Source organism: Pseudonocardia xinjiangensis, from assembly GCF_012911925.1.
Taxonomy (GTDB): domain Bacteria; phylum Actinomycetota; class Actinomycetes; order Mycobacteriales; family Pseudonocardiaceae; genus Pseudonocardia; species Pseudonocardia xinjiangensis.
In genome coordinates, this window is the sequence record NZ_JAAXKY010000049.1 from 1 (window position 1) to 18,605 (window position 18,605).

An 18,605-nucleotide genomic window follows, 5' to 3' on the forward strand; every position below is an offset into this window, starting at 1 on the left:
GTTCCCCGGCCTCGTACCTGGCGAGCATGGCCGTGGCGGGGCTCTCCCGGCGCGCCCAGCGCTGCCGCAACCGCTCCAGGCGAGCCAGGTCGTCGGCGCGGCCGGTGAGGGCGGCCCCCGCGGCGTCGAGGAGGGCACCGGCGCCGGCGTGCACCTCGTCGTCGCCGAGCCCGGCGACCGCGACGTGCTGGTGCAGCGCGGCGTCCGGGGTGGTGCGCCGTCCGGGCAGCGTCTCGTCCAGGACGAGGCCGGTGAGCAGGCTGAGCAGCTCCCCGTAGAGGCCAGGGTCGGGGCAGGCGTCGAAGGCCTTGAACTCGATCCGCCCGACCTCGGCCGGGATCCGGGCCACCTGCGTGAGCGAGGGGTCGGCCTCCACCTGCTCGTCGTCCTCCCCCAGGAACACCAGCACCGCCGGACGCAGCCCGGTACGGATGGCGGTGCGGGCCGACAGGCCGCCCCACGGCGCCCCGTCGCGGAACGGCGAGGAGAACGACAGCGGCACCAGCCAGGGGCTGTAGTGGGTGAGCTTGCGCCCGAGGTCGACGACGGCGGCGGGGTCGAGGTCGGCGCAGGAGAGGTTCAGGTCGGGCCCGTAGGTCGACATGTGCAGGTGGGCGGTGCGTTCCTCCGGCGAGTCGAGGCGGTGGCGCCGCTCCCACTCGTTGAGCGGGGGCTCGATGACGTACTCGGAGCGCAGCGGGTTGAAGCCGATCACGGTGCTGCGCAGCTGCGACGCGGCGAGGGCACCGTCGAGCGTGGCGACGTCCGCCCTGATGGCGTCGACGGCGCCGTCCACGGAGTCGTGGATGCGGGTGCGGATCTCGATGCCCTTGGGGTCGCAGCGCACCAGCCGGCCGTCGGTGTCGAACCGCTCGTAGCCCTCGACGTACCAGCGCTTGCGCTTGATCCCCTGGTCGCCGATGCGCAGATCGGGGTAGTCGTCCGGGTCCTCGGGGAGCGCGTCGATGACGACCTGCAGTTCGTCGAACGCGGTGTCGGTGTAGTCGGCGAAGCTGCCGTCGGTGTGAAGCAGCGCACATTCGTGCTCGATGCCGTAGCGGAAAACCCTGGTCGTCGGGCCTGTGGTGGGCTGCACCAATCGTCCTCCCTCGGATCTTTCGGATCCACATCTGGTGAAGATGAGGCTAGCCTTATCTGGAGGACGAGGAGCGGAGGTGGCGGTGAGCGGTGCGGACCCGCTGGCGGTGCTGCGTGATCGACGTTCGCGAGCTGCTCTGGCCGCGCCCGCCCCGCCACGCAGCGAGCTACAGGAGATCCTCACCGCGGCCTGCGCGGCCCCCGACCACGCTCGCCTGCGCCCCTGGCGGTTCATCGTCATCGAGGAGACGGCGCGCGAGGCGCTCGGCGACGCGTTCGCCGCGGCCCAGGCCGAGCGCGAACCGGACGCCACTCCCGCCGATCTGCGCCGCACCCGGACGAAGGCGCTGCGTGCGCCGTTGATCGTCGTGGTGGTCGGGACGCCGCGCCCGCACCCGAAGGTTCCGGTCTGGGAGCAGCGAGCCTCTGCGGCGTGTGCCGCGTACGGCGTGGTGCTCGCCGCGCACGTCCGCGGGCACGGCGCGATGTGGCGCACCGGCTGGTACGGGGAGGCGCCGAAGGTGCGGGCCCACCTGGGGCTCGTCGACGGCGAGGAGGTGACGGGCTGGGTGTACCTGGGCACCCCGGTGGGGCCCGAACCCGCTCCTCGCCCGCCCGTCGACCCGCCCATCACCTGGCTCGGGTAGCCGCCGCGGTCGGGGCGGCTCAGCTCACGGCGACGAACTCGATCCGACCCGTGGCGGCCTCGGCAGCCACCAACCGCACCCGCACCACGGCACCCGCTGTCAGCGCCCCCGTGCAGCGGGCCAGCACCGGTGGGTCGGGCACGTAGATCTCACCGGGCTCGCCTTCCGCGCCACCCGGGCGCAGCGCCACGGCCTCGAACTCCTCCCCCAGGCACCCGGCGAGCAGGGCGGCCTCGGCGCGGTCGAGACAGGCCCGGTCGACCTTCGCCGCGAACGCGTCGGACTCCGCCATCACGTCCGGGAGCAGGGGCAGTGCCTCCCGCACCCACGCCGGTGGCTCCGCGCCCGCGGTCACCGCGAGGCAGAGCTCCGTGCAGAACCGGTCGGCCAGCCGCCGCAGCGGCGCCGTCACGTGGGCGTAGGGGGCTCCGATCCCACCGTGACCGGCGTCGTCGGGCGGCGGCACGCCGGCCTCCCGGTCGAAGGCCGCGTAGCCCGCACCGCGCAGCAACGTGGTCGCGGCCCGGCGCACCGCCAGCGCGGCCGGGTCGTCGGCGGGCAGGCCGGCCAGCACCTCGGCCGCGCTCGCGCCCGGCGCCCACGCGAACCCCAGCTCCCGGGTCGCACGCCGAAACGTCTCGAGAGCCGGTGGCTCCGGCGCGGGCAGGGTGCGCAGCAGCCCGATCCCCGCATCCAGCATGATCCGCCCGGCCGCCATTCCCGTCAGCAGCGAGATCTCCGCGTTCCACGCCTCGACGTCCAGCCGCCGCCGGGCCCGCAGCGTCCAACCCCCCGCGCCGTCCGGCACGACCTCCTGCTCGGGCAGCTCCAGCTCGACGGCCCCGCGCCGCACCGCGTGGGCCCGCCGCAGCGGGCCGAGCTCGGGCAGCGCGGCCACGGCGGGGTGCACCCGGCCCGCGTCGACGTCGGCCTGAACACCGGCGTAGTCCAGCCGGGCCCGCGACCGGACGACGGCGCGACGGACGTCGACACTCACCGGCTCGGCCGTGTCGTCGAGGTCGATCGTCCACAGCACCGCGGCACGCGGGCCGTCCGGGAGCAGGCTCGCCGCCGCCTCTGACAGCACCGGCGGGTGCAGCGGCACCGACCCGTCGGGGAGGTAGATCGTCTGTCCCCGCCGGCGCGCCTCCTCGTCGAGGGCCCCACCCGGGACCACCACCCGGCCGAGGTCGGCGATCGCGTAGTGCACGCGGAAACCGTGGTCCCGCCGCACGACACCGAGCGCCTGGTCGAGATCCTTCGAGCCGGGCGGGTCGATCGTCACCAGTTCCAGGTCGGTGGCGTCCACCCGGCCCGGCCCGTCGACGGGAGGGCGGTCCGCGGCCGCGGCCGCCTCGGCGAGGACCGCGGCCGGGAACCCGACCGGCAGCGCGAACTCCGCACGGACGGCGGCGAAGAGGGGCGAGGCGCGCAGCGGTCGCGTCGAGGACACGGGCACGCCCAGGAGCGTGCCACGCGACCTGCCCGGCCGCTGCCCGTCAGAGCCAGCGCGGCAGGGTGGGCGGCTTCCCGCCGTTCGAGCAGCGCAGCAGCCGTCCCCGGCTACGGCCGAGCAGCCACGCGATCAACTCCGTGGCCGGGCCGGAGACGGTGATCGCGTCGGGCCGGTCGCGGGTGGTCCAGGTGCACTCCGGAGCCACCAGGTGCAGGCCTGGACACTCGTCCTTGTCCCCCATCGTCGCCGTCACCTCGGTGATCAGCTCGGCGAGCATCGGTGCCGGGAGGTCGGCGAACGACGCCCCGACGTCGAGGTCGACGGCGTGGATCCACATCTCACGCGCCCGCAGCCAGGGGATGTCCGACGCGGGGAGCTCCCGGCCCCGCACGTCCTTCACGCGAGCCGACCAGGCGTCACGCGGCATCTTCCGCACGACCTGGGCCAGCCGGTCCGACGAGGCGAGGACGTCCTCGCGGATCTCCGACGGCGGTCGGCGCGCGCCGGCGTCGATGTCGGCGTCGCGCTGTTCCGGGCTCGCGTAGGCCGGCGTGGGGACGCCGGTGCGCGCCCACGTCAGCAGGTTGATCAGCCCGTCGGCGTTGCGTGCGATGTGCGTGAGCACGTGCGCCCGGCTCCAGCCCGGCAGGGCCGACGGCGCCGCGAAGGCGTCGTCGCCCATCCGGGTCATCAGCCCGCGCAGGTGCGCTGCCCCGTCGCCCGCCCACGCCAGGTTGTTGGTCAGCGCACGGTTGCCCGTGTCCGCGCTCATCACCTTGCTCATGACTTTTCGAGCCGACACGTGTTCCGGCACTCCCCGACCCCGGCGACGGTGGTGACGAGCTCGGCGCCGTCGGTGAGGTAGCGCGGCGGCTTACGGGCATGGCCCACGCCACCCGGGGTGCCGGTGGCGATCACGTCGCCGGGGTTGAGCGTGATGATCTCGGACAGGTAGACGACCAGGTCGACCGCGGAGAACACCAGCTCGTCCGTGGTGGAGCTCTGCAGCGTCTCGCCGTCGAGCACGGTGCTGACCGCGAGGCCGCCGTCGGGAACCTCGTCGGAGGTGACGAGCCACGGGCCCAGCGGCGTGGTCCGGTCGAACATCTTGCCCTGCAGGAACTGCGACGTGCGGTTCTGGTAGTCGCGCACACTCACGTCGTTGAGCACGGTGTAGCCGGCGATCGCCGCCTCCGCCTGCTCCGGGGTGGCGTGCCGCACCGACCGGCCGATCACGATGGTCAGCTCGACCTCGTAGTCGATCTTCTCCGACACCCGGGGCAGCACGATGTCGTCGTACGCACCGACCAGCGACGGGGCGTACTTCGCGAACAGCGTGGGGTACTCGGGCATGTCGTGGCCCATCTCCCGCACGTGGTCGCGGTAGTTCAGCCCGACGCAGATGATCTTCTCGGGGGACGGCACCAACGGTGCGTAGTCCAGGCCGTCAAGGGGGTGCGTCGGCCCGGCCGCAGCCGCCGCGTGGTCTGCCCAGTCGGGCCGTTCCAGCAGCGCACGCACGTCGGCGTCGCCCGTCTCGACAGCCGCATCCGCATCCACCCGGACCGCACGGTTCCCGGTGGCCGTCCGGATCGTCGCCAGCCTCATCGCGTCTCCTCACCAGTCGTCACGGTGCGAGTCTCGCCGAGCGCCGGGCCGGGCACACGATCGGGGGCGGCCTTCACCGGCGCAGGACTCCACGAACCGGGATATCACAGCTCAGAGGCTTGCGTAGAGGGCATGCTCGAAGGCGGCATACACGCCCAGCGCCTCCTCGGGCACGAATGGCAGGAACTGGCTGTAGATCGCACCCGTGACACCGGCCGCGGGGTCGACCCAGAAGTGGGTGTTCATCAACCCGGCCCACGCGCCGCTCCCGGCCCGGCGGCCACCGGGGACGTCCGCGGTGTTGAGCAGCAGCCCGTAGCCCCACTTGTTGCCGGGACCTGCGTGGAAACCGAAGCTCGACGCGGGGTCCGCCGTCTCGATCGCCGCCGGGAAGTCGAGATCACCGATCTGGTTCGTGAAGGCCGCGTCCACCGTGGACCGCCGGAGGATCGTGGTGCCCTCGAACGTGCCGCCGTGCAGGAGCGCCTGCTGGAACGTCAGGAAGTCCCGCGGTGTGGAGTGCAGGCCGTGCCCGCCCGCGTAGTACTCCGGCGAGGCGGGCAGTACCTCCCCGATGCCGGTCCACCTGCCGTCGTCGCCCGTGACGTGCAGCGCCACGAGGTTCGCCCGCTGTTCGTCCGTGGGTGCGAAGGACGTCTCGGACATCCCGAGCGGATCGGTGATGCCGTCCCTGACCGCGACGTCGAGCGGCACGCCGGCGGCGGCCTCGACGACCCTGCCGAGCCAGTCGGTGTTGATCCCGTACTCGAACGTCGTGCCCGGGTCGGCCACCATCGGCGCTGTGAAGATCACGGTGGAGCCGGAGAGCACGTTGGGAGTTCCGGTCACGGACTGCCAGCGCGTGATGTCCTCGTTCCAGAACCAGTAGCTGAGCCCGGCGGTGTGGGTGACGAGCTGCTTCACGGTGGCGCGGCTCGCCGGCGGCCGCAGCCGGGGGGTGTCGCCGTCGAAGCCCTCCAGTACCTGGACGTCGGCGAACTCGGGCCGGTAGGTGTCGACGGGGGCGTCGAGGTCGAGCGTGCCCTTCTCCACCTGCTGCAGCGCCGCCACGGTGGTGACGATCTTCGTCATCGACATGATCCGGAAGTGGGTGCCGGGCGACACGGGGTCGTCGCCCCCGGCGACGGTGGAGCCCGCCGCGCCCTCGTAGATCACGCCGTTGCGATCGGCCGCGACCGCCACCACGTGGGGCAGGGCTCCGCTGTCGACCGCCGTGCGCAGCACCGCGTCGATGGTCGAGCTCACCGGCAGCTCCTCGCCGTCGAGAATGTGTCCACCATCACTGTCGCGCGAACCGGCGATGCCGTCACGCGTCGGCGGTGGACGACCTGTCCCGACGGAGAGGAGCTGCCGGTGCCGTCAGATCTCGCCGCCCTCCACCGCGGCCGTCGCGGCCGAGCGGACCGGCAGGGTCGCGAAGACGGCGGGCGGCTCGCGCCACGGGTCGGTGGGGCTGCCGGAACGAGCGTCCTGGACGGCCCGCCACACCCGCTCCGGCGTGCACGGGAGGTCGACGTGCCGCACTCCGATCGGACGCAGCGCGTCGACCACCGCGTTCTGCACGGCGGGCGTCGCGCCCACCGTCGCGGACTCGCCGATCCCCTTGGCACCCAGCGGGTTCATCGGTGTGGGCGTCTCGGTGTTGGCCGTCTCGAACGTGAACAGGTCGGCCGCGCTCGGCATCCGGTAGTCGGCCAGTGTGCCGGTGAGCGGCTGGCCCTCGGAGTCGTAGACGACCTCCTCGTACAGCGCCTGGGCGATGCCCTGGGCCAGGCCGCCGTGCTGCTGCCCGTTGACGATCAGCGGGTTGAGGATGCGGCCGCAGTCGTCCACCGCGACGTGCCGGCGCGGCGTCACCCGGCCGGTCTCCGTGTCGACCTCGACCACCGACACGTGGGCGCCGAACGGGAACGTCGCGCCCTCCTGCTTGAAGTCGAGCGCAGCCGCGAGCTCGCCGCCATCGGCCGCCGCGGCCCCGGCCACCTGGGCCCACGTCAGCGTCACCGAGGGCACTCCGGCCACGCCGAACTCACCGTTCTCGGTGAGCTCCACGTCGTCCACGCTCGCCTCGAGCATGGCCGCCGCCCGCTTCCTGGCCTGTTCGAGCACGTCCTCCGCCGCCGCGCGGACGGCGTTGCCACCCATCTGCAGCGACCGGGAGCCGCCCGTGCCGCCACCACGCGGCACCACCGCGGTGTCGGACTGCACGAACGTGATCTTGTCCATCGGGATGCCGAGGCGGTCGCTGGCGAGCATGGCGAACGCGGTGGGGTGGCCCTGACCGTGGCCGGACGTGCCCGCGGAGATCGTGGCCGACCCGTCGGCGTGCACGGTGACCGAGCCGAACTCGGTGCCGCCACCGCCCGCGGTGATCTCGACGTAGACGCACACCCCGATGCCGACCTGCACCGGGTCGCCCGCCTCGCGGCGGGTGGCCTGCTCCTCGCGGACCTTCTCGTAGTCGACGAGCCGCAGCGCCTCCCGCAGCGGGAGGTCGTAGTCACCGATGTCGTAGTGCATGCCGGTGACCGTCGTGTACGGGAAGTCCGCAGGCTGGATGAAGTTGCGGCGGCGGATCTCCACCGGGTCGAGGTCCAGCTCGGCCGCGGCCAGGTCCATCATCCGCTCGAGGTAGGCGGCCGCCTCCGGCCGTCCCGCCCCCCGGAAGGCTCCGACCGGCGTGGTGTTGGTGAGGGCCACCGCGGCGTCGTAGCCGATCTGCGGGATGCGGTAGACGCCCTGGCTCAGCATGTAGGTCGGGCCCAGCGCCAGCGCACCGCCGAACCCCGCGTAGGCACCACTGTCGGCCACCACCCGCGCCCGCATGCCGGTGATGACCCCGTCGCGGGTGAGGCCCAGCTCGTAGTAGCCGACCTGCGCCCGGCCGTGCGGCATCGAGACGAGGTTCTCGGAGCGGGTCTCCACCCAGGTGACCGGGCGGTTCAGCGCCCGCGCCGTCCAGATGGACGCCGTGTGCTCGGCCAGCGGACCGGCCTTGCCGCCGAACCCGCCGCCCACGTGCGGCGTGATCACGCGGACGTGCTCCGCCTCGATGCCGAGAAGGCCGGCGATCACGTTGCGGAAGGCGTGCGGCATCTGGGTGGACACCCAGATCGTCAGATCGTCCCCGGCGCGGTCCTCGCCGTACGGGCCGGGGAGCACGGCGATGGCGTTGCCCTCCATGGGCATCACCGCCAGCCGCTGGTTGACCATGCGGGCCCGGACGACCACCTCCGCGTCCTCGAGCGGATCGGTGTCGGAGCGGATCCCGGCCGCGAGGTTGGTGCCGAGCTCGGGGAACTGCAGCTCCGAGCCGGGCTCCAGCGCGGCCTCCGGATCGACCACGGCGGGCAGCGGGTCGTAGTCGATCTCCACGAGCTCGACCGCGTCGACGGCGGCGGCCTTCGTCTCGCCGACCACGACCACCACGGGCTCACCGACGAAGCGGACGCGATCGGTGGCCAGCGGCGGGCGCGGGACCTGGGGGTTGACGACCATCAGGCCGTGGTGTGCCGGGAGATCGAGGTCGGCCGCGGTGAAGACCGCGACGACGCCGGGAGCGGCCTCCGCCTCGGACTTGTCGATGCCGACGATGCGGGCATGAGCCAGTGGGGAGCGAACGAAGGCGAGGTGCAGCACGCCGTCGAGGGCGAGATTCCCGACATACGTACTGGCCCCGGTGATCAGTTCGAAGTCTTCCACTCGGCGGACGGAGGTGCCGAGAATCGATCCAGCCATGGTGCTGACACTACGGAACGATGCTTCGCAACGCTCAGCAGTTGACGTGCCGCGGCGCACGGGAGAAGGTCATGTCGAGACCTTGCGCGGTCGGTTCCTCCGCCCGCGCGTCCTCCGGGAGGTCGGACTGGTCGGGGGCCGGTCCGGCCTCCCGATCCATGTGTGCCGCCGGCGCTGTTAGGTTCCTCGGGTGCCCGAGTTCCGCCACATCGACGTGCTTCCTCTCGGTCCGGACGACACCGAATACCGCCGGCTCGATCTGCCACCGGGGCGGGTCGTCGAGGTTCCGGCACTACCGGGCCGGACCTTCCTCGAGATCGACCCGGCCACCATCACCGCGCTGATGCGCGAGGCCGTGCACGACATCCAGCACATGCTGCGCCCGTCGCACCTCGCCCAGCTGCGGTCGATCGTCGACGACCCCGAGGCGTCGCCGAACGACCGGTTCGTGGCCACCGACCTGCTGCGCAACGCGTGCGTCTCAGCGGGCGGCGTGCTCCCGATGTGCCAGGACACCGGCACGGCGATCGTCGTCGGCAAGCGCACCGAGACGGTGCTGACCGGCGGCAACGACGAGGAGGCCGTCTCGCGCGGCATCTTCGAGGCCTACGACGAGCTCAATCTGCGCTACTCGCAGATGGCACCCACGTCGTTCTGGGACGAGAAGAACACCGGCACCAACCTCCCGGCGCAGGTCGAGCTCTACAGCGCGCCGGGCCAGGCGCCCAAGTACGAGTTCCTGGTGATGGCCAAGGGCGGCGGCTCGGCCAACAAGACGTTCCTCTACCAGGAGACCAAGGCGCTGCTGAACCCGAAGAAGCTCGCCGGGTTCCTCGACGAGAAGCTGCGTTCGCTCGGCACCTCGGCCTGCCCGCCGTACCACCTCGCGGTCGTCGTCGGCGGGATGTCGGCCGAGTACACCCTCAAGGTCGCGAAGCTCGCCTCGGCCCGCTACCTCGACGCCCTCCCCGAGGCCGGCTCGGCCGGGGGGCACGCGTTCCGCGACCGCGACCTGGAACAGCAGGTCCTCGCGCTCACCCGCGAGTTCGGCATCGGCGCCCAGTTCGGCGGCAAGTACTTCTGCCACGACGTGCGCGTCGTGCGGCTGCCCCGCCACGGTGCCTCCCTGCCCGTCGGCATCGCGGTGTCGTGCTCGGCCGACCGGCAGGCCAGGGCGAAGATCACCCCGGAGGGTGTGTTCCTCGAGCAGCTCGAGCGCGACCCCGCACGGTTCCTGCCCGACGCCTCCACCGAGGACCTCTCCGAGGAGGTCGTGCGCGTCGACCTGAACCGCCCGATGAGCGAGATCCGGGCGCAGCTCTCCGCGCTGCCGGTGAAGACGCGGGTGTCGCTGACCGGGCCGCTCGTCGTCGCCCGCGACATCGCCCACGCGAAGATCGCCGAGCGGCTCGACGCCGGTGAGCCCATCCCGCAGTACCTGCGCGACCACCCCGTCTACTACGCCGGACCGGCGAAGACGCCCGAGGGCTACGCCTCCGGCTCGTTCGGGCCCACCACCGCGGGACGCATGGACTCCTACGTGGAGCAGTTCCAGGCGGCGGGCGGGTCGCTGGTGATGCTCGCGAAGGGCAACCGGTCCAAGCAGGTGACCACCTCGTGTGCCACCTACGGCGGGTTCTACCTCGGGTCCATCGGCGGCCCCGCGGCCCGGCTGGCGCAGGACTGCATCCGCAAGGTCGACGTGCTCGAGTACCCCGAGCTCGGCATGGAAGCCGTGTGGAAGATCGAGGTGGAGGACTTCCCGGCGTTCGTCGTGGTGGACGACAAGGGCAACGACTTCTTCGCCGACGTCAGCACGCCCACGCTGCAGGTGACGTTCCGGCGCTGACGCCGGCGTCTCTCAACGCAGGCGGCGCGGGCCGCCGTCGTGCCGTGTGGGCGGCGGCCCGAGCAGCACCCTCGCCCCGGTGACGAACACGCCATCGGGTGAGGCGAGCACCGGGTCGAGGCTCAGCGAGCGCACCTCGGGCAGGTCCTCGGCGATCTTGCCGACCCGCAGCACCAGGTCCTCCAGCGCGTCCAGCCGCACCGGCTCGGTGCCGCGGTATCCCGCCAGCAGGGGGGCGGCCCGGGGGGCCCGGACCAGCGCCGCCGCATCCTGGTCGGACACGGGCACCACCCGGAAGGCCCGGTCGCCCAGCAGTTCGGTCGCCATCCCGGACAGCCCGAACGACAGCAGGGAACCGAACGACGGGTCGTCCACCACCTCCAGCACGCACGACACCCCCTTGGGCGCCATCCGCTGCACGTAGACCTCGTCCTGGCCGGTGAGCCGCGCCAGGTCGGTGTGTGCCTGCCGCACCCCGGCGCTCGTGGTGACGTCCAGTCGCACCCCCACCTGGTCGGTGCGGTGGCGCCAGCGGTCGCCGGTGGCCTTCAGCGCGACCGGGTAGCCGATCTCCTCCGCCGCGGCGACCGCGGCATCGGCCCCGGAGACACGCTGGAAGTCGTTGACCGTGATCCCGTAGCAGCCGAGGAGCTCGAGCGCGTCCCCGTCGCCGAGGTCGTGCCGTTCGGTGGCGCCGAACCGCGCGACCAGCTTCCGGGCCCGCTCGGTGTCGATCCCGGGCGGAGTGACGAACTCCCCCACCGGCCGCGCGCGCCAGCGGGCGTAGCGGCTGACCCGGGCCAGCGCGGCCGTCGCTCGCTCCGGACTCGGGTAGCTGGGCACCGAACCCTTGCCCGGCGAGCCGTCCGCACATGGCACGGCCAGCTCAGCCGGCACCCCCTCCGCTGCGAGGAAGACCGCGACCACGGGTTTGTCGGCACCCGCGACGGCCTCCCGCAGCGCCCGTGCGTACGCAGCGCCCGGGACGGCGATGGGGGGCACGAACACGACGACGAGCGCGTGCGCCCCACCCTCGTCCGCCTCGGCCCCGGCGTCATCGGTCCGGGCGGCGCCGCCACCGCCGAGGGCCGCGGCCACCGCCGCGGCGAACTCCTCGGGCGGGGCGGCCGTGCCGACGTCGACGGGCGGGCCCGCGAGCTCCATCCCCTCGTCGAGCAGGGCGTCGCTGACCAGCAGCCCCAGCGCGGTGGAGTTGCCCACGACCGCAACCCGCGGCCCGGCGGGCAGCGGCTGGTACGCCAGCAGGAGCGCGGTGTCGAACAGCTGCGACAACGTCTCGACCCGGATCACGCCGGCCTGTTCGAACAGGGCCTGCACGCTCGCGTCGTCGATCGGCACCGCGCTCGCGGCCAGTGCCGCCGCCGGCGCCGAATGCCGGCCGCTCTTCACCGCGACGATCGGCTTGGTGCGGGCCAGCCGGCGGGCGAGCCGGGCGAACTTGCGGGGGTTGCCGAAGGTCTCCAGGTACAGCAGCACGACGTCGGTGGCCGGGTCGGTCTGCCAGTACTGCAGCATGTCGTTGCCCGACAGGTCGGCCCGGTTGCCGGCCGACACGAACGTGGACAGCCCCAGCCCGCGCTCCTTGGCCGCGGCGAGGATCGCGATGCCCAGCGCGCCGGACTGGGAGAAGAAGCCGACCTGGCCCCGGCCCGGCAGGTCGGGGGCGAGGGTGGCGTTGAGCCGCACGTCGGCGTCGGTGTTGGCCACCCCGAGCGCGTTGGGCCCGATCACCCGCATCCCGTGGACGCGCGCCTCCGTGACCAGTCGCCGCTCGGCGACCAGGCCGCCCGCCCCCGCGTCGGCGAAGCCCGCGCTGATCAGCACCAGCGCCTTCACCCCCTTGGCCAGACAGGAGTCCATGACCTCGTCGATCCCGGCGGCCGGGACGGCGACGACCGCGAGGTCGACCTCGTCGGGGATGTCGGTGACCGAGCCGTAGGCCCGTACCCCGCGCACCGAGCGGGCCTCCGGGTTGACCGGGTACACCGGCCCGGTGAAGTTGCCGCGCAGCAGGTTGGCCAGTACGGCGTGCCCGATCTTGGCGGGGTCGGTGGACGCGCCGATCACCGCGACCGACGTCGGGTGCAGGACGTTGTGCACGCTGCGGGCCTCGGCCCGCTGCTCCCGGGCGTCGCGGACCGCCAGCGACCGCTCGGTGGGGTCGATGTCGAACTCGAGGTGGAGCACCCCCTCGGCGAACTCGCGGCTGACCTGGTAACCGGCCTGCCGGAACACGCGCACCATCTGGTGGTTCTCCATGAGCACCTCGGCCTCGAACCGGCGCAGCCCGTTCTCGCGGGCGGCCGCGGCCAGGTGCTCCAGCAGGATCGAGCCGAGGCCGCGCCCCTGGTGGGAGTCGCGGACCACGAACGCGACCTCCGCCGAGTCGGGGCCCGCCGTGCCGGTGGTACCGCCGGGACCGCCGTCACCCGGCAGCCCCTCGTAGCGGCCCACGGCGATGATCTCGTCGCCCAGCAGACAGATGAACGCCACGCGCGAGTGGTGGTCGACGTGGGTGAAGCGGGCGAGGTCGCGCTCCGAGATCCGCGGGTACGGGCCGAAGAACCGCAGGTAACGGGTGCGTTCGGAGAGGCTCGCGTGGAACCGCAGCAGCGCGTCGGCGTCGCTGGGCAGGATCGGACGCAGGTGCACGATGCCGCCGTCGGAGGCGACGACATCGGCTTCCCAGTGGCGCGGGTACCCGGGCCCCGCGTCGGCGGGGTCGGCCGCTGACGGGGACGGCCCGCCGCCCGCCGACGCCGGCGTGGACGCGGGATCCACGTCAGTCACGGGGATCGTCGGGGTCGAGGCCGTGCAGCGGGAACACCGCACGCCTGGTCTCCAGCACGGCGGTGTCGACGCGGTCGGAGCCCTCGCCCCACGGTTCGTAGCCGCTGTCGCGACCGTCGGTCATCGAGGTGGGCAGCTGCTGCCCGGTGAGCCCGGCTACGTGGGCCACCCATCCGGCCGGGAGCGGCCGGTGCGGCTCGACGTCGCGGTCGAGCACCGTGGCGACGAGATGCGTCCACGACCGCGGGACCACCCGGAACAGCCCGTACCCGCCGCCGCCGACGGCCAGCCACTTGCCGCCCGCGGCGTGCTCGGCCAGCTCGCGCAGGGCCCGGTAGATCGTGCGGTGGCCGTCGACGGACAGCCCGAGGTTGGCGAGCGGGTCCTCGGCATGGGTGTCGACCCCGCACTGCGTGACGAGGATCTGCGGCCGGAACTCGCTGACCAGCGACGGCACCACCGCGTGGAACGCGCGCAGCCAGCCGCTGTCGGACGTGCCCGGCGGCAGCGGCAGGTTGACGGCGTACCCGGCGCCGTCGCCGTCGCCGTACTCACCGGGCCACCCGGTGCCCGGCCACAACGTCATCGGGTGCTGGTGCAGCGAGACGGTGAGGACCCGCGGGTCGCCGTAGAACGCGGCCTGCACCCCGTCGCCGTGGTGCACGTCGACGTCGATGTAGGCGATCCGGTCGAACCCGTGGTCGAGCAGCCAGGAGATCGCGACGGCGCAGTCGTTGTAGACGCAGAACCCGGAGGCCCGGTCGGGCATCGCGTGGTGCAGCCCGCCCGCGATGTTGACGGCGCGGTCGGCCCGGCCCTCGGCGATCTCCTTCGCGCCGAGCAGCGACCCGCCGCACACCAGTGCGCTGGCGTCGTGCATCCCGAAGAAGACCGGGTTGTCCTCCGTGCCGAGCCCGTGCCCCACCCCGAACGGGGCCTCGGGCGCCGACTTCACCGCCGTGAGGTAGGACGGCACGTGCACCCGTTGCACCTCGTCGTCCGGCGCCTGCGTGGGAACCAGGGGCTCGACGCCCTCGAGCACACCCAGCCCCGTGGCGAGGCGCATGGTCAGGTCGAGGCGAACCGGATCGAGCGGGTGGCCATCACCCAGGTCGTAGTGGAGGAACTCGGGCGTCCACACCACCGCAGCTCGGGGACTCATGGCCGCGACCGTAAAGGATCGCCGGGCCCGCCGCGTGTCAGGGCGCGGCGCCGGTGGCCACCGGCCGCTCCGGGTCGGCGGACCAGTTGGACCAGGAGCCGGAGTAGAGCGCGATCGGCTGTTCCGGCGGCCGCAGCCGGGCGTGCTCGGCCGCGAGCACCAACGCCGCGGCGGTGACCCCGGAGCCGCAGTAGGCGGCGACATCCGCACCGCCCTCCGCGGCGACCCCCAGCGCCGCCAGCCGCTGCGCCACCACCTCGGGGGCGAGCCAGCGCCCGTCGGGGCCGACGAGGTCGGCGGCGGGTGCGTTGAGCGCGCCCGGGATGTGCCCGGCTCGCGGGTCGACCGGCTCGGTCTCCCCCCGGTAGCGGGGCGCCGCACGGGCGTCGAGCAGCACACCGTCCCGAGCCAGGGCAGCGGCACCGTCGGCGTCCAGCACCGGCATGCCGCCCGGGCGGACGGTGACGTCGCCCGGTTCGGGCCGCGACGGCTCCGCCGTGGTGGGCAGGCCGGCGGCCACCCATGCGGCGAAACCGCCGTCGAGCACGGCCACCCGGCCGGCGGGCAGCCCCGCCCACCGCAGCAGCCACCAGGCGCGCGCAGCCACCACCCCGTCACCGTCGTCGTGGGCGACCACGCGCGAGTCGTCGTGGACCCCGGCTCGCCGCAGCGCGTCCTGCAGCCGCTGGGGCGTGGGCAACGGGTGCCGGCCCGCCGGACCGGGCGGATCGGCCAGCTCCGTGTCGAGGTCGAGGAACACCGCACCGGGGAGGTGGGCGCGGTCGTGGTCGGCCCGTCCGGGTGGTCCACCGAGCCGCCAGCGCACGTCCAGGACCACGGGTCGCTCGGCGCTGCTCGACGTGTCCAGCAGTGCGGCAAGGTCGGATGAGGTGATCAGCGGAGGCAGTGGGGCGGTCACCCGGCCAATTCTGCCGGGGATGGCGGACCTCCATGAGGCCTGACACAGATAGGATGGGGTCTTGACGAAAGGGCTGAGCGCGTGAACGAGCTCATCGACACGACCGAGATGTACCTCCGCACGATCTACGAACTCGAAGAGGAGGGCGTCGTACCGCTGCGCGCCCGGATCGCGGAACGCCTCGGTCAGAGTGGGCCGACCGTGAGCCAGACCGTGGCCCGCATGGAGCGCGACGGCCTCGTGGTGGTGGCCGGTGACCGGCACCTCGAGCTCACCGACTCCGGTCGGTCCCGGGCAGTGTCGGTGATGCGCAAGCACCGCCTCGCCGAGCGCCTGCTCTCCGACGTGATCGGGCTCGAGTGGGAGTTCGTGCACGCCGAGGCGTGCCGCTGGGAACACGTGATGAGCGACGCCGTGGAGCGCAAGCTCGTGCAGTTGCTCGACAACCCGACGATCTCCCCCTACGGCAACCCGATCCCGGGTCTCGACGAGCTCTCGCAGCTCCACGACCCCGTGCAGGGGGGCGTGTCGGCCCCGCCGACGCTCGAGGTGGGGCTGCAGCGGCTCGACGAGTTCGCCCGGCGTGGTGGCGGCCGCGTGGAGGTGCGCCGGATCGCCGAGCACGTGCAGGTGGACGCCGACCTGATGGCGGAGCTCAAGGGTGCGGGCATCGTGCCGGGGCGCGACGTGCAGGTGCGGCCGATCACCCGCTTCGGGGATCCCGTGCCCGTGGCGGCCGACGGCGCCGACGCCAGCGTGGCCCCGCTCATCGCCCACGCCGTGCTGGTGCGGGCGCGCTGATCCCCCTCGTCCGGTGGGCCGGAGCAGCATGAGACGGTGTGCGCCGCCGACGCGCTCCGCTCCGCCGCGGCGCGTGGCGCCGGCAGGCGCCCGGTCGGCGCGACGCCCCGTCAGCCACCCCGCACCAGGAGGATCTTCGTGAAGCTGCTCGTCACCGGTGGAGCCGGCTACGTCGGCAGTGTCTGTGCCGCGCACCTGGTGGACGCGGGCCATGACGTGACGGTGCTCGACGACCTGTCCACCGGTCACCAGGACGCGGTGCCCGACGGCGCCCGCTTCGTGCAGGCCGATCTGGCCGAGGCGGCCGACGACCTGCTGGCCGAGGGCTTCGACGGGGTGCTCCACTTCGCCGCGCGCTCCCTGGTGGGCGAGTCGGTGCAGCGCCCGGAGCTGTACTGGTCGGGCAACGTGGTGACCACCTTCCGCCTGCTCGAAGCCATCCGGCGGCACGAGACACCCCGGCTGGTGTTCTCCTCCACCGCGGCCACCTACGGCGAGCCGGAGCAGGTGCCGATCCGTGAGGACTCCCCCACCCGGCCCACCAACCCCTACGGCGCCAGCAAGCTCGCGATCGACCACGCGATCCGGTCGTACTCGATCGCCCACGGCCTGGCGGCGGTGAGCCTGCGCTACTTCAACGTGGCCGGCGCGCACGGCCGTTTCGGCGAGCGGCACACGGTGGAGACGCACCTCATCCCGCTCGTGCTGCAGGTGGCGTCGGGCACGCGTGACGTGGTGCAGGTGTTCGGCGACGACTGGCCCACCCCCGACGGCACCTGCGTGCGCGACTACATCCACGTGGACGACCTCGCCGCCGCGCACCTGTTGGCGCTGGAGCACGCGAAGCCGGGCGAGCACGCGATCTACAACCTGGGCAGCGGCACCGGCTTCTCCGTGCGCGAGGTGATCGAGGCCTGCCGGACCGTGACCGGACACCCGATCCCCACGACCGTGGCGCCCCGCCGCAGTGGCGACCCCGCCGTGCTGATCGCCTCCAGCGAGGCGGCCGTGGCCGACCTGGGCTGGCGCCCCCAGTACACCGACATCACCAGGATCGTGGGCGACGCCTGGCGGTTCACCCAGAGCAGGCAGCCCGTCTGACCCCCGCCGGCACCGCGTGCTCATGCGCCGGGCCGGTTTCTGCGGATGGTGCGGCGCGAGGTGGGGAACGGCACGGCTGACACGCCGCCCTGCTCCCCGCCCCCACGCACCCACTCCCTGATCTCCTCGGGCCGCATCCCGAGCAGCACCGAGCGCAGGATCGCGGTCAGCCGGTGCCCCGGCCAGGCCTGCTCCGCCCGGTCGAGCGCGATGTTGGCGAGCGCTCCGTCGCCCCGCACCATGGCCGACACCGCCAGCAGCGCGGCGGGCTCCGCGGCCTCGGGGTCCGGCGTCTCCCGCACCAGCGCCGTCCACAGCTGTTCCGCCGCGGCCGCGGCGGGACCGACGCACCGCAGCAGGGCGGCGTCGCGGACGTCCGGGACCGCGAGCGCCCCGGCGAGCGCGACGACCCTGGTGTCGTCGAGGACCAGCCGGTCGGCCGCCGCGTCGGCGATCGCGGCGTCGACGAGCGTGAGTTCGGCGTCCAGGCCCTCGCGGTCGGCTGCGGCCCGGCGGGACGCTCCCGGATCGGGTTGGTACAGCGCCTCGTCAGCGGCCTGGATCAGCAGCGCCTCCCGCCTGCGGATGCGCTCGGGGTGGGCCGGGGCGAGGAGCTGCTCCAGCTCGTTCCGATCGGCCCGCACGACCCGGCCGGCAGCCACCGAGGCTGCTGCGAACGGGGTGGCGGAGCCCTCCGGCACGAGACCGGTGCATCCGCAGGGGTCGTAACAGGTCCACCGGGCGCCCGCCGCCGTGCTCGGCGTGCTGAGCACGGTGTGGACGTCGATGCCGCGGGCCTCCAGGGCGTGGACCACGAGGCCGACCAGATCCTCGCGCGGCCGCACGGCCTCGGCGCTCCCGGCGACGACGATCACCGCCGCGCCGGTGGGGCTGTCGAGGAGCAGGTTCTGGACGGCGTCGGCCGCGACGGCGGCGTCGTGCTCGGGCGGAGGGAGGTCGACGCGGAGGGTGAGGCCCAGCCTGCGGCCGGACTCGCCGCCGGTGGCCACGAGCACGAGCGACTCACGCGGATGGAAACCGAGCAGGATCGGGACGGCCGCCAGCAGCTCCCCCGGCTCGCGGACCCGGAGGGTGGACGGGTCGCCCGGCAGGGGCGGCAGGGCGGAGGAGGAGCGGGGGATGTCGGGAGTTGCCATGTGCGCAGCGTCGGGCGCCTCCGGTGCGGTGCGCCATCCGTTGCGCCGTTCGGCTGTGGACCACCTGCGGGGCCCCGCTGGAGATCGCCGTCCGGACGGGCATATGGGGATGGCCGCGGCACGGACGGCCGAAGTGTCGTCGCCGACTGTTAACCTCCCCCGCTTGCCGGGGGACGCCTCCGCCCGCGACCCTTTCCCCGTGGCAGGACGGCCACCGGCGCTGATCCGGTGGCGCCC

The 18,605-nt window shown here is 73.4% G+C and carries 15 protein-coding genes; 4 read left to right on the plus strand and 11 right to left on the minus strand.

Going from position 1 to position 18,605, the window contains the following annotated elements; all coding sequences use genetic code 11:
* A partial coding sequence (locus HF577_RS16355; RefSeq protein WP_169396722.1) for a glutamate-cysteine ligase family protein occupies nucleotides 1–1,096 on the minus strand: 1,096 nt, incomplete at its 3' end.
* Nucleotides 1,097–1,181: 85 nt separating this feature from the next.
* On the opposite strand from HF577_RS16355, the gene HF577_RS16360 reads away from it, so the two are divergent.
* A complete protein-coding gene (locus HF577_RS16360) occupies nucleotides 1,182–1,745 on the plus strand; it encodes a nitroreductase family protein (RefSeq protein WP_211174377.1) in 564 nt (187 codons plus the stop codon).
* 19 nt (nucleotides 1,746–1,764) lie between these two features.
* On the opposite strand, the gene HF577_RS16365 is transcribed toward HF577_RS16360, so the two are convergent.
* From HF577_RS16365 to HF577_RS39280, 6 genes are all read right to left on the minus strand, one after another.
* Complete coding sequence (locus HF577_RS16365; protein ID WP_312859172.1) at nucleotides 1,765–3,204, minus strand: RNB domain-containing ribonuclease; 1,440 nt, start codon at nucleotides 3,202–3,204, stop codon at nucleotides 1,765–1,767.
* A gap of 40 nt (nucleotides 3,205–3,244) precedes the next feature.
* Nucleotides 3,245–3,973 (minus strand): maleylpyruvate isomerase family mycothiol-dependent enzyme, encoded by a 729-nt coding sequence (locus HF577_RS16370; protein WP_169396724.1) that lies wholly within the window; start codon nucleotides 3,971–3,973, stop codon nucleotides 3,245–3,247.
* Nucleotides 3,974–3,981: 8 nt separating this feature from the next.
* Entirely contained in the window at nucleotides 3,982–4,809 is an 828-nt protein-coding gene (locus tag HF577_RS16375) for a fumarylacetoacetate hydrolase family protein (protein WP_169396725.1), read from the minus strand.
* 111 nt (nucleotides 4,810–4,920) lie between these two features.
* Complete coding sequence (locus HF577_RS16380) at nucleotides 4,921–6,075, minus strand: serine hydrolase domain-containing protein (protein WP_312859173.1); 1,155 nt, start codon at nucleotides 6,073–6,075, stop codon at nucleotides 4,921–4,923.
* Between the two features lie 114 nt (nucleotides 6,076–6,189).
* Nucleotides 6,190–8,568, minus strand: coding sequence for a xanthine dehydrogenase family protein molybdopterin-binding subunit (locus HF577_RS16385; RefSeq protein WP_169396726.1), 2,379 nt, complete (start codon nucleotides 8,566–8,568; stop codon nucleotides 6,190–6,192).
* 34 nt (nucleotides 8,569–8,602) lie between these two features.
* A complete protein-coding gene (locus tag HF577_RS39280) occupies nucleotides 8,603–8,728 on the minus strand; it encodes a hypothetical protein (protein WP_281359775.1) in 126 nt (41 codons plus the stop codon).
* Nucleotides 8,729–8,758: 30 nt separating this feature from the next.
* Between HF577_RS39280 and HF577_RS16390 the strand changes: the two genes are divergently transcribed.
* Nucleotides 8,759–10,417: a fumarate hydratase gene (locus tag HF577_RS16390; protein ID WP_169396727.1), complete on the plus strand. Its 1,659-nt coding sequence runs from the start codon at nucleotides 8,759–8,761 to the stop codon at nucleotides 10,415–10,417.
* Nucleotides 10,418–10,429: 12 nt separating this feature from the next.
* Here the strand turns inward: HF577_RS16390 and HF577_RS16395 are convergent, their stop codons facing one another.
* The 3 genes from HF577_RS16395 to HF577_RS16405 are packed head-to-tail and all read right to left on the minus strand — an operon-like array spanning nucleotide 10,430 to nucleotide 15,297.
* Entirely contained in the window at nucleotides 10,430–13,219 is a 2,790-nt protein-coding gene (locus HF577_RS16395; RefSeq protein ID WP_169396755.1) for a bifunctional acetate--CoA ligase family protein/GNAT family N-acetyltransferase, read from the minus strand.
* A 1-nt stretch (nucleotide 13,220) separates the two neighbouring features.
* A complete protein-coding gene (locus tag HF577_RS16400) occupies nucleotides 13,221–14,390 on the minus strand; it encodes an acetoin utilization protein AcuC (RefSeq protein ID WP_169396728.1) in 1,170 nt (389 codons plus the stop codon).
* 37 nt (nucleotides 14,391–14,427) lie between these two features.
* Nucleotides 14,428–15,297, minus strand: coding sequence for a sulfurtransferase (locus HF577_RS16405; RefSeq protein WP_169396756.1), 870 nt, complete (start codon nucleotides 15,295–15,297; stop codon nucleotides 14,428–14,430).
* Between the two features lie 93 nt (nucleotides 15,298–15,390).
* Between HF577_RS16405 and HF577_RS16410 the strand changes: the two genes are divergently transcribed.
* Together HF577_RS16410 and galE are read left to right on the plus strand one after the other, a co-directional pair.
* Nucleotides 15,391–16,110 carry a metal-dependent transcriptional regulator gene (locus HF577_RS16410; RefSeq protein ID WP_169396729.1) on the plus strand — a complete coding sequence of 240 codons (720 nt, stop codon included), beginning with the start codon at nucleotides 15,391–15,393 and terminating at the stop codon, nucleotides 16,108–16,110.
* A gap of 138 nt (nucleotides 16,111–16,248) precedes the next feature.
* Nucleotides 16,249–17,211 carry a UDP-glucose 4-epimerase GalE gene (galE, locus tag HF577_RS16415; RefSeq protein ID WP_169396757.1) on the plus strand — a complete coding sequence of 321 codons (963 nt, stop codon included), beginning with the start codon at nucleotides 16,249–16,251 and terminating at the stop codon, nucleotides 17,209–17,211.
* Nucleotides 17,212–17,231: 20 nt separating this feature from the next.
* Here the strand turns inward: galE and HF577_RS16420 are convergent, their stop codons facing one another.
* On the minus strand, nucleotides 17,232–18,368 hold the full coding sequence (locus tag HF577_RS16420; RefSeq protein WP_169396730.1) for a DUF4192 domain-containing protein: 1,137 nt from the start codon (nucleotides 18,366–18,368) through the stop codon (nucleotides 17,232–17,234).
* Nucleotides 18,369–18,605: the final 237 nt, after the last annotated feature.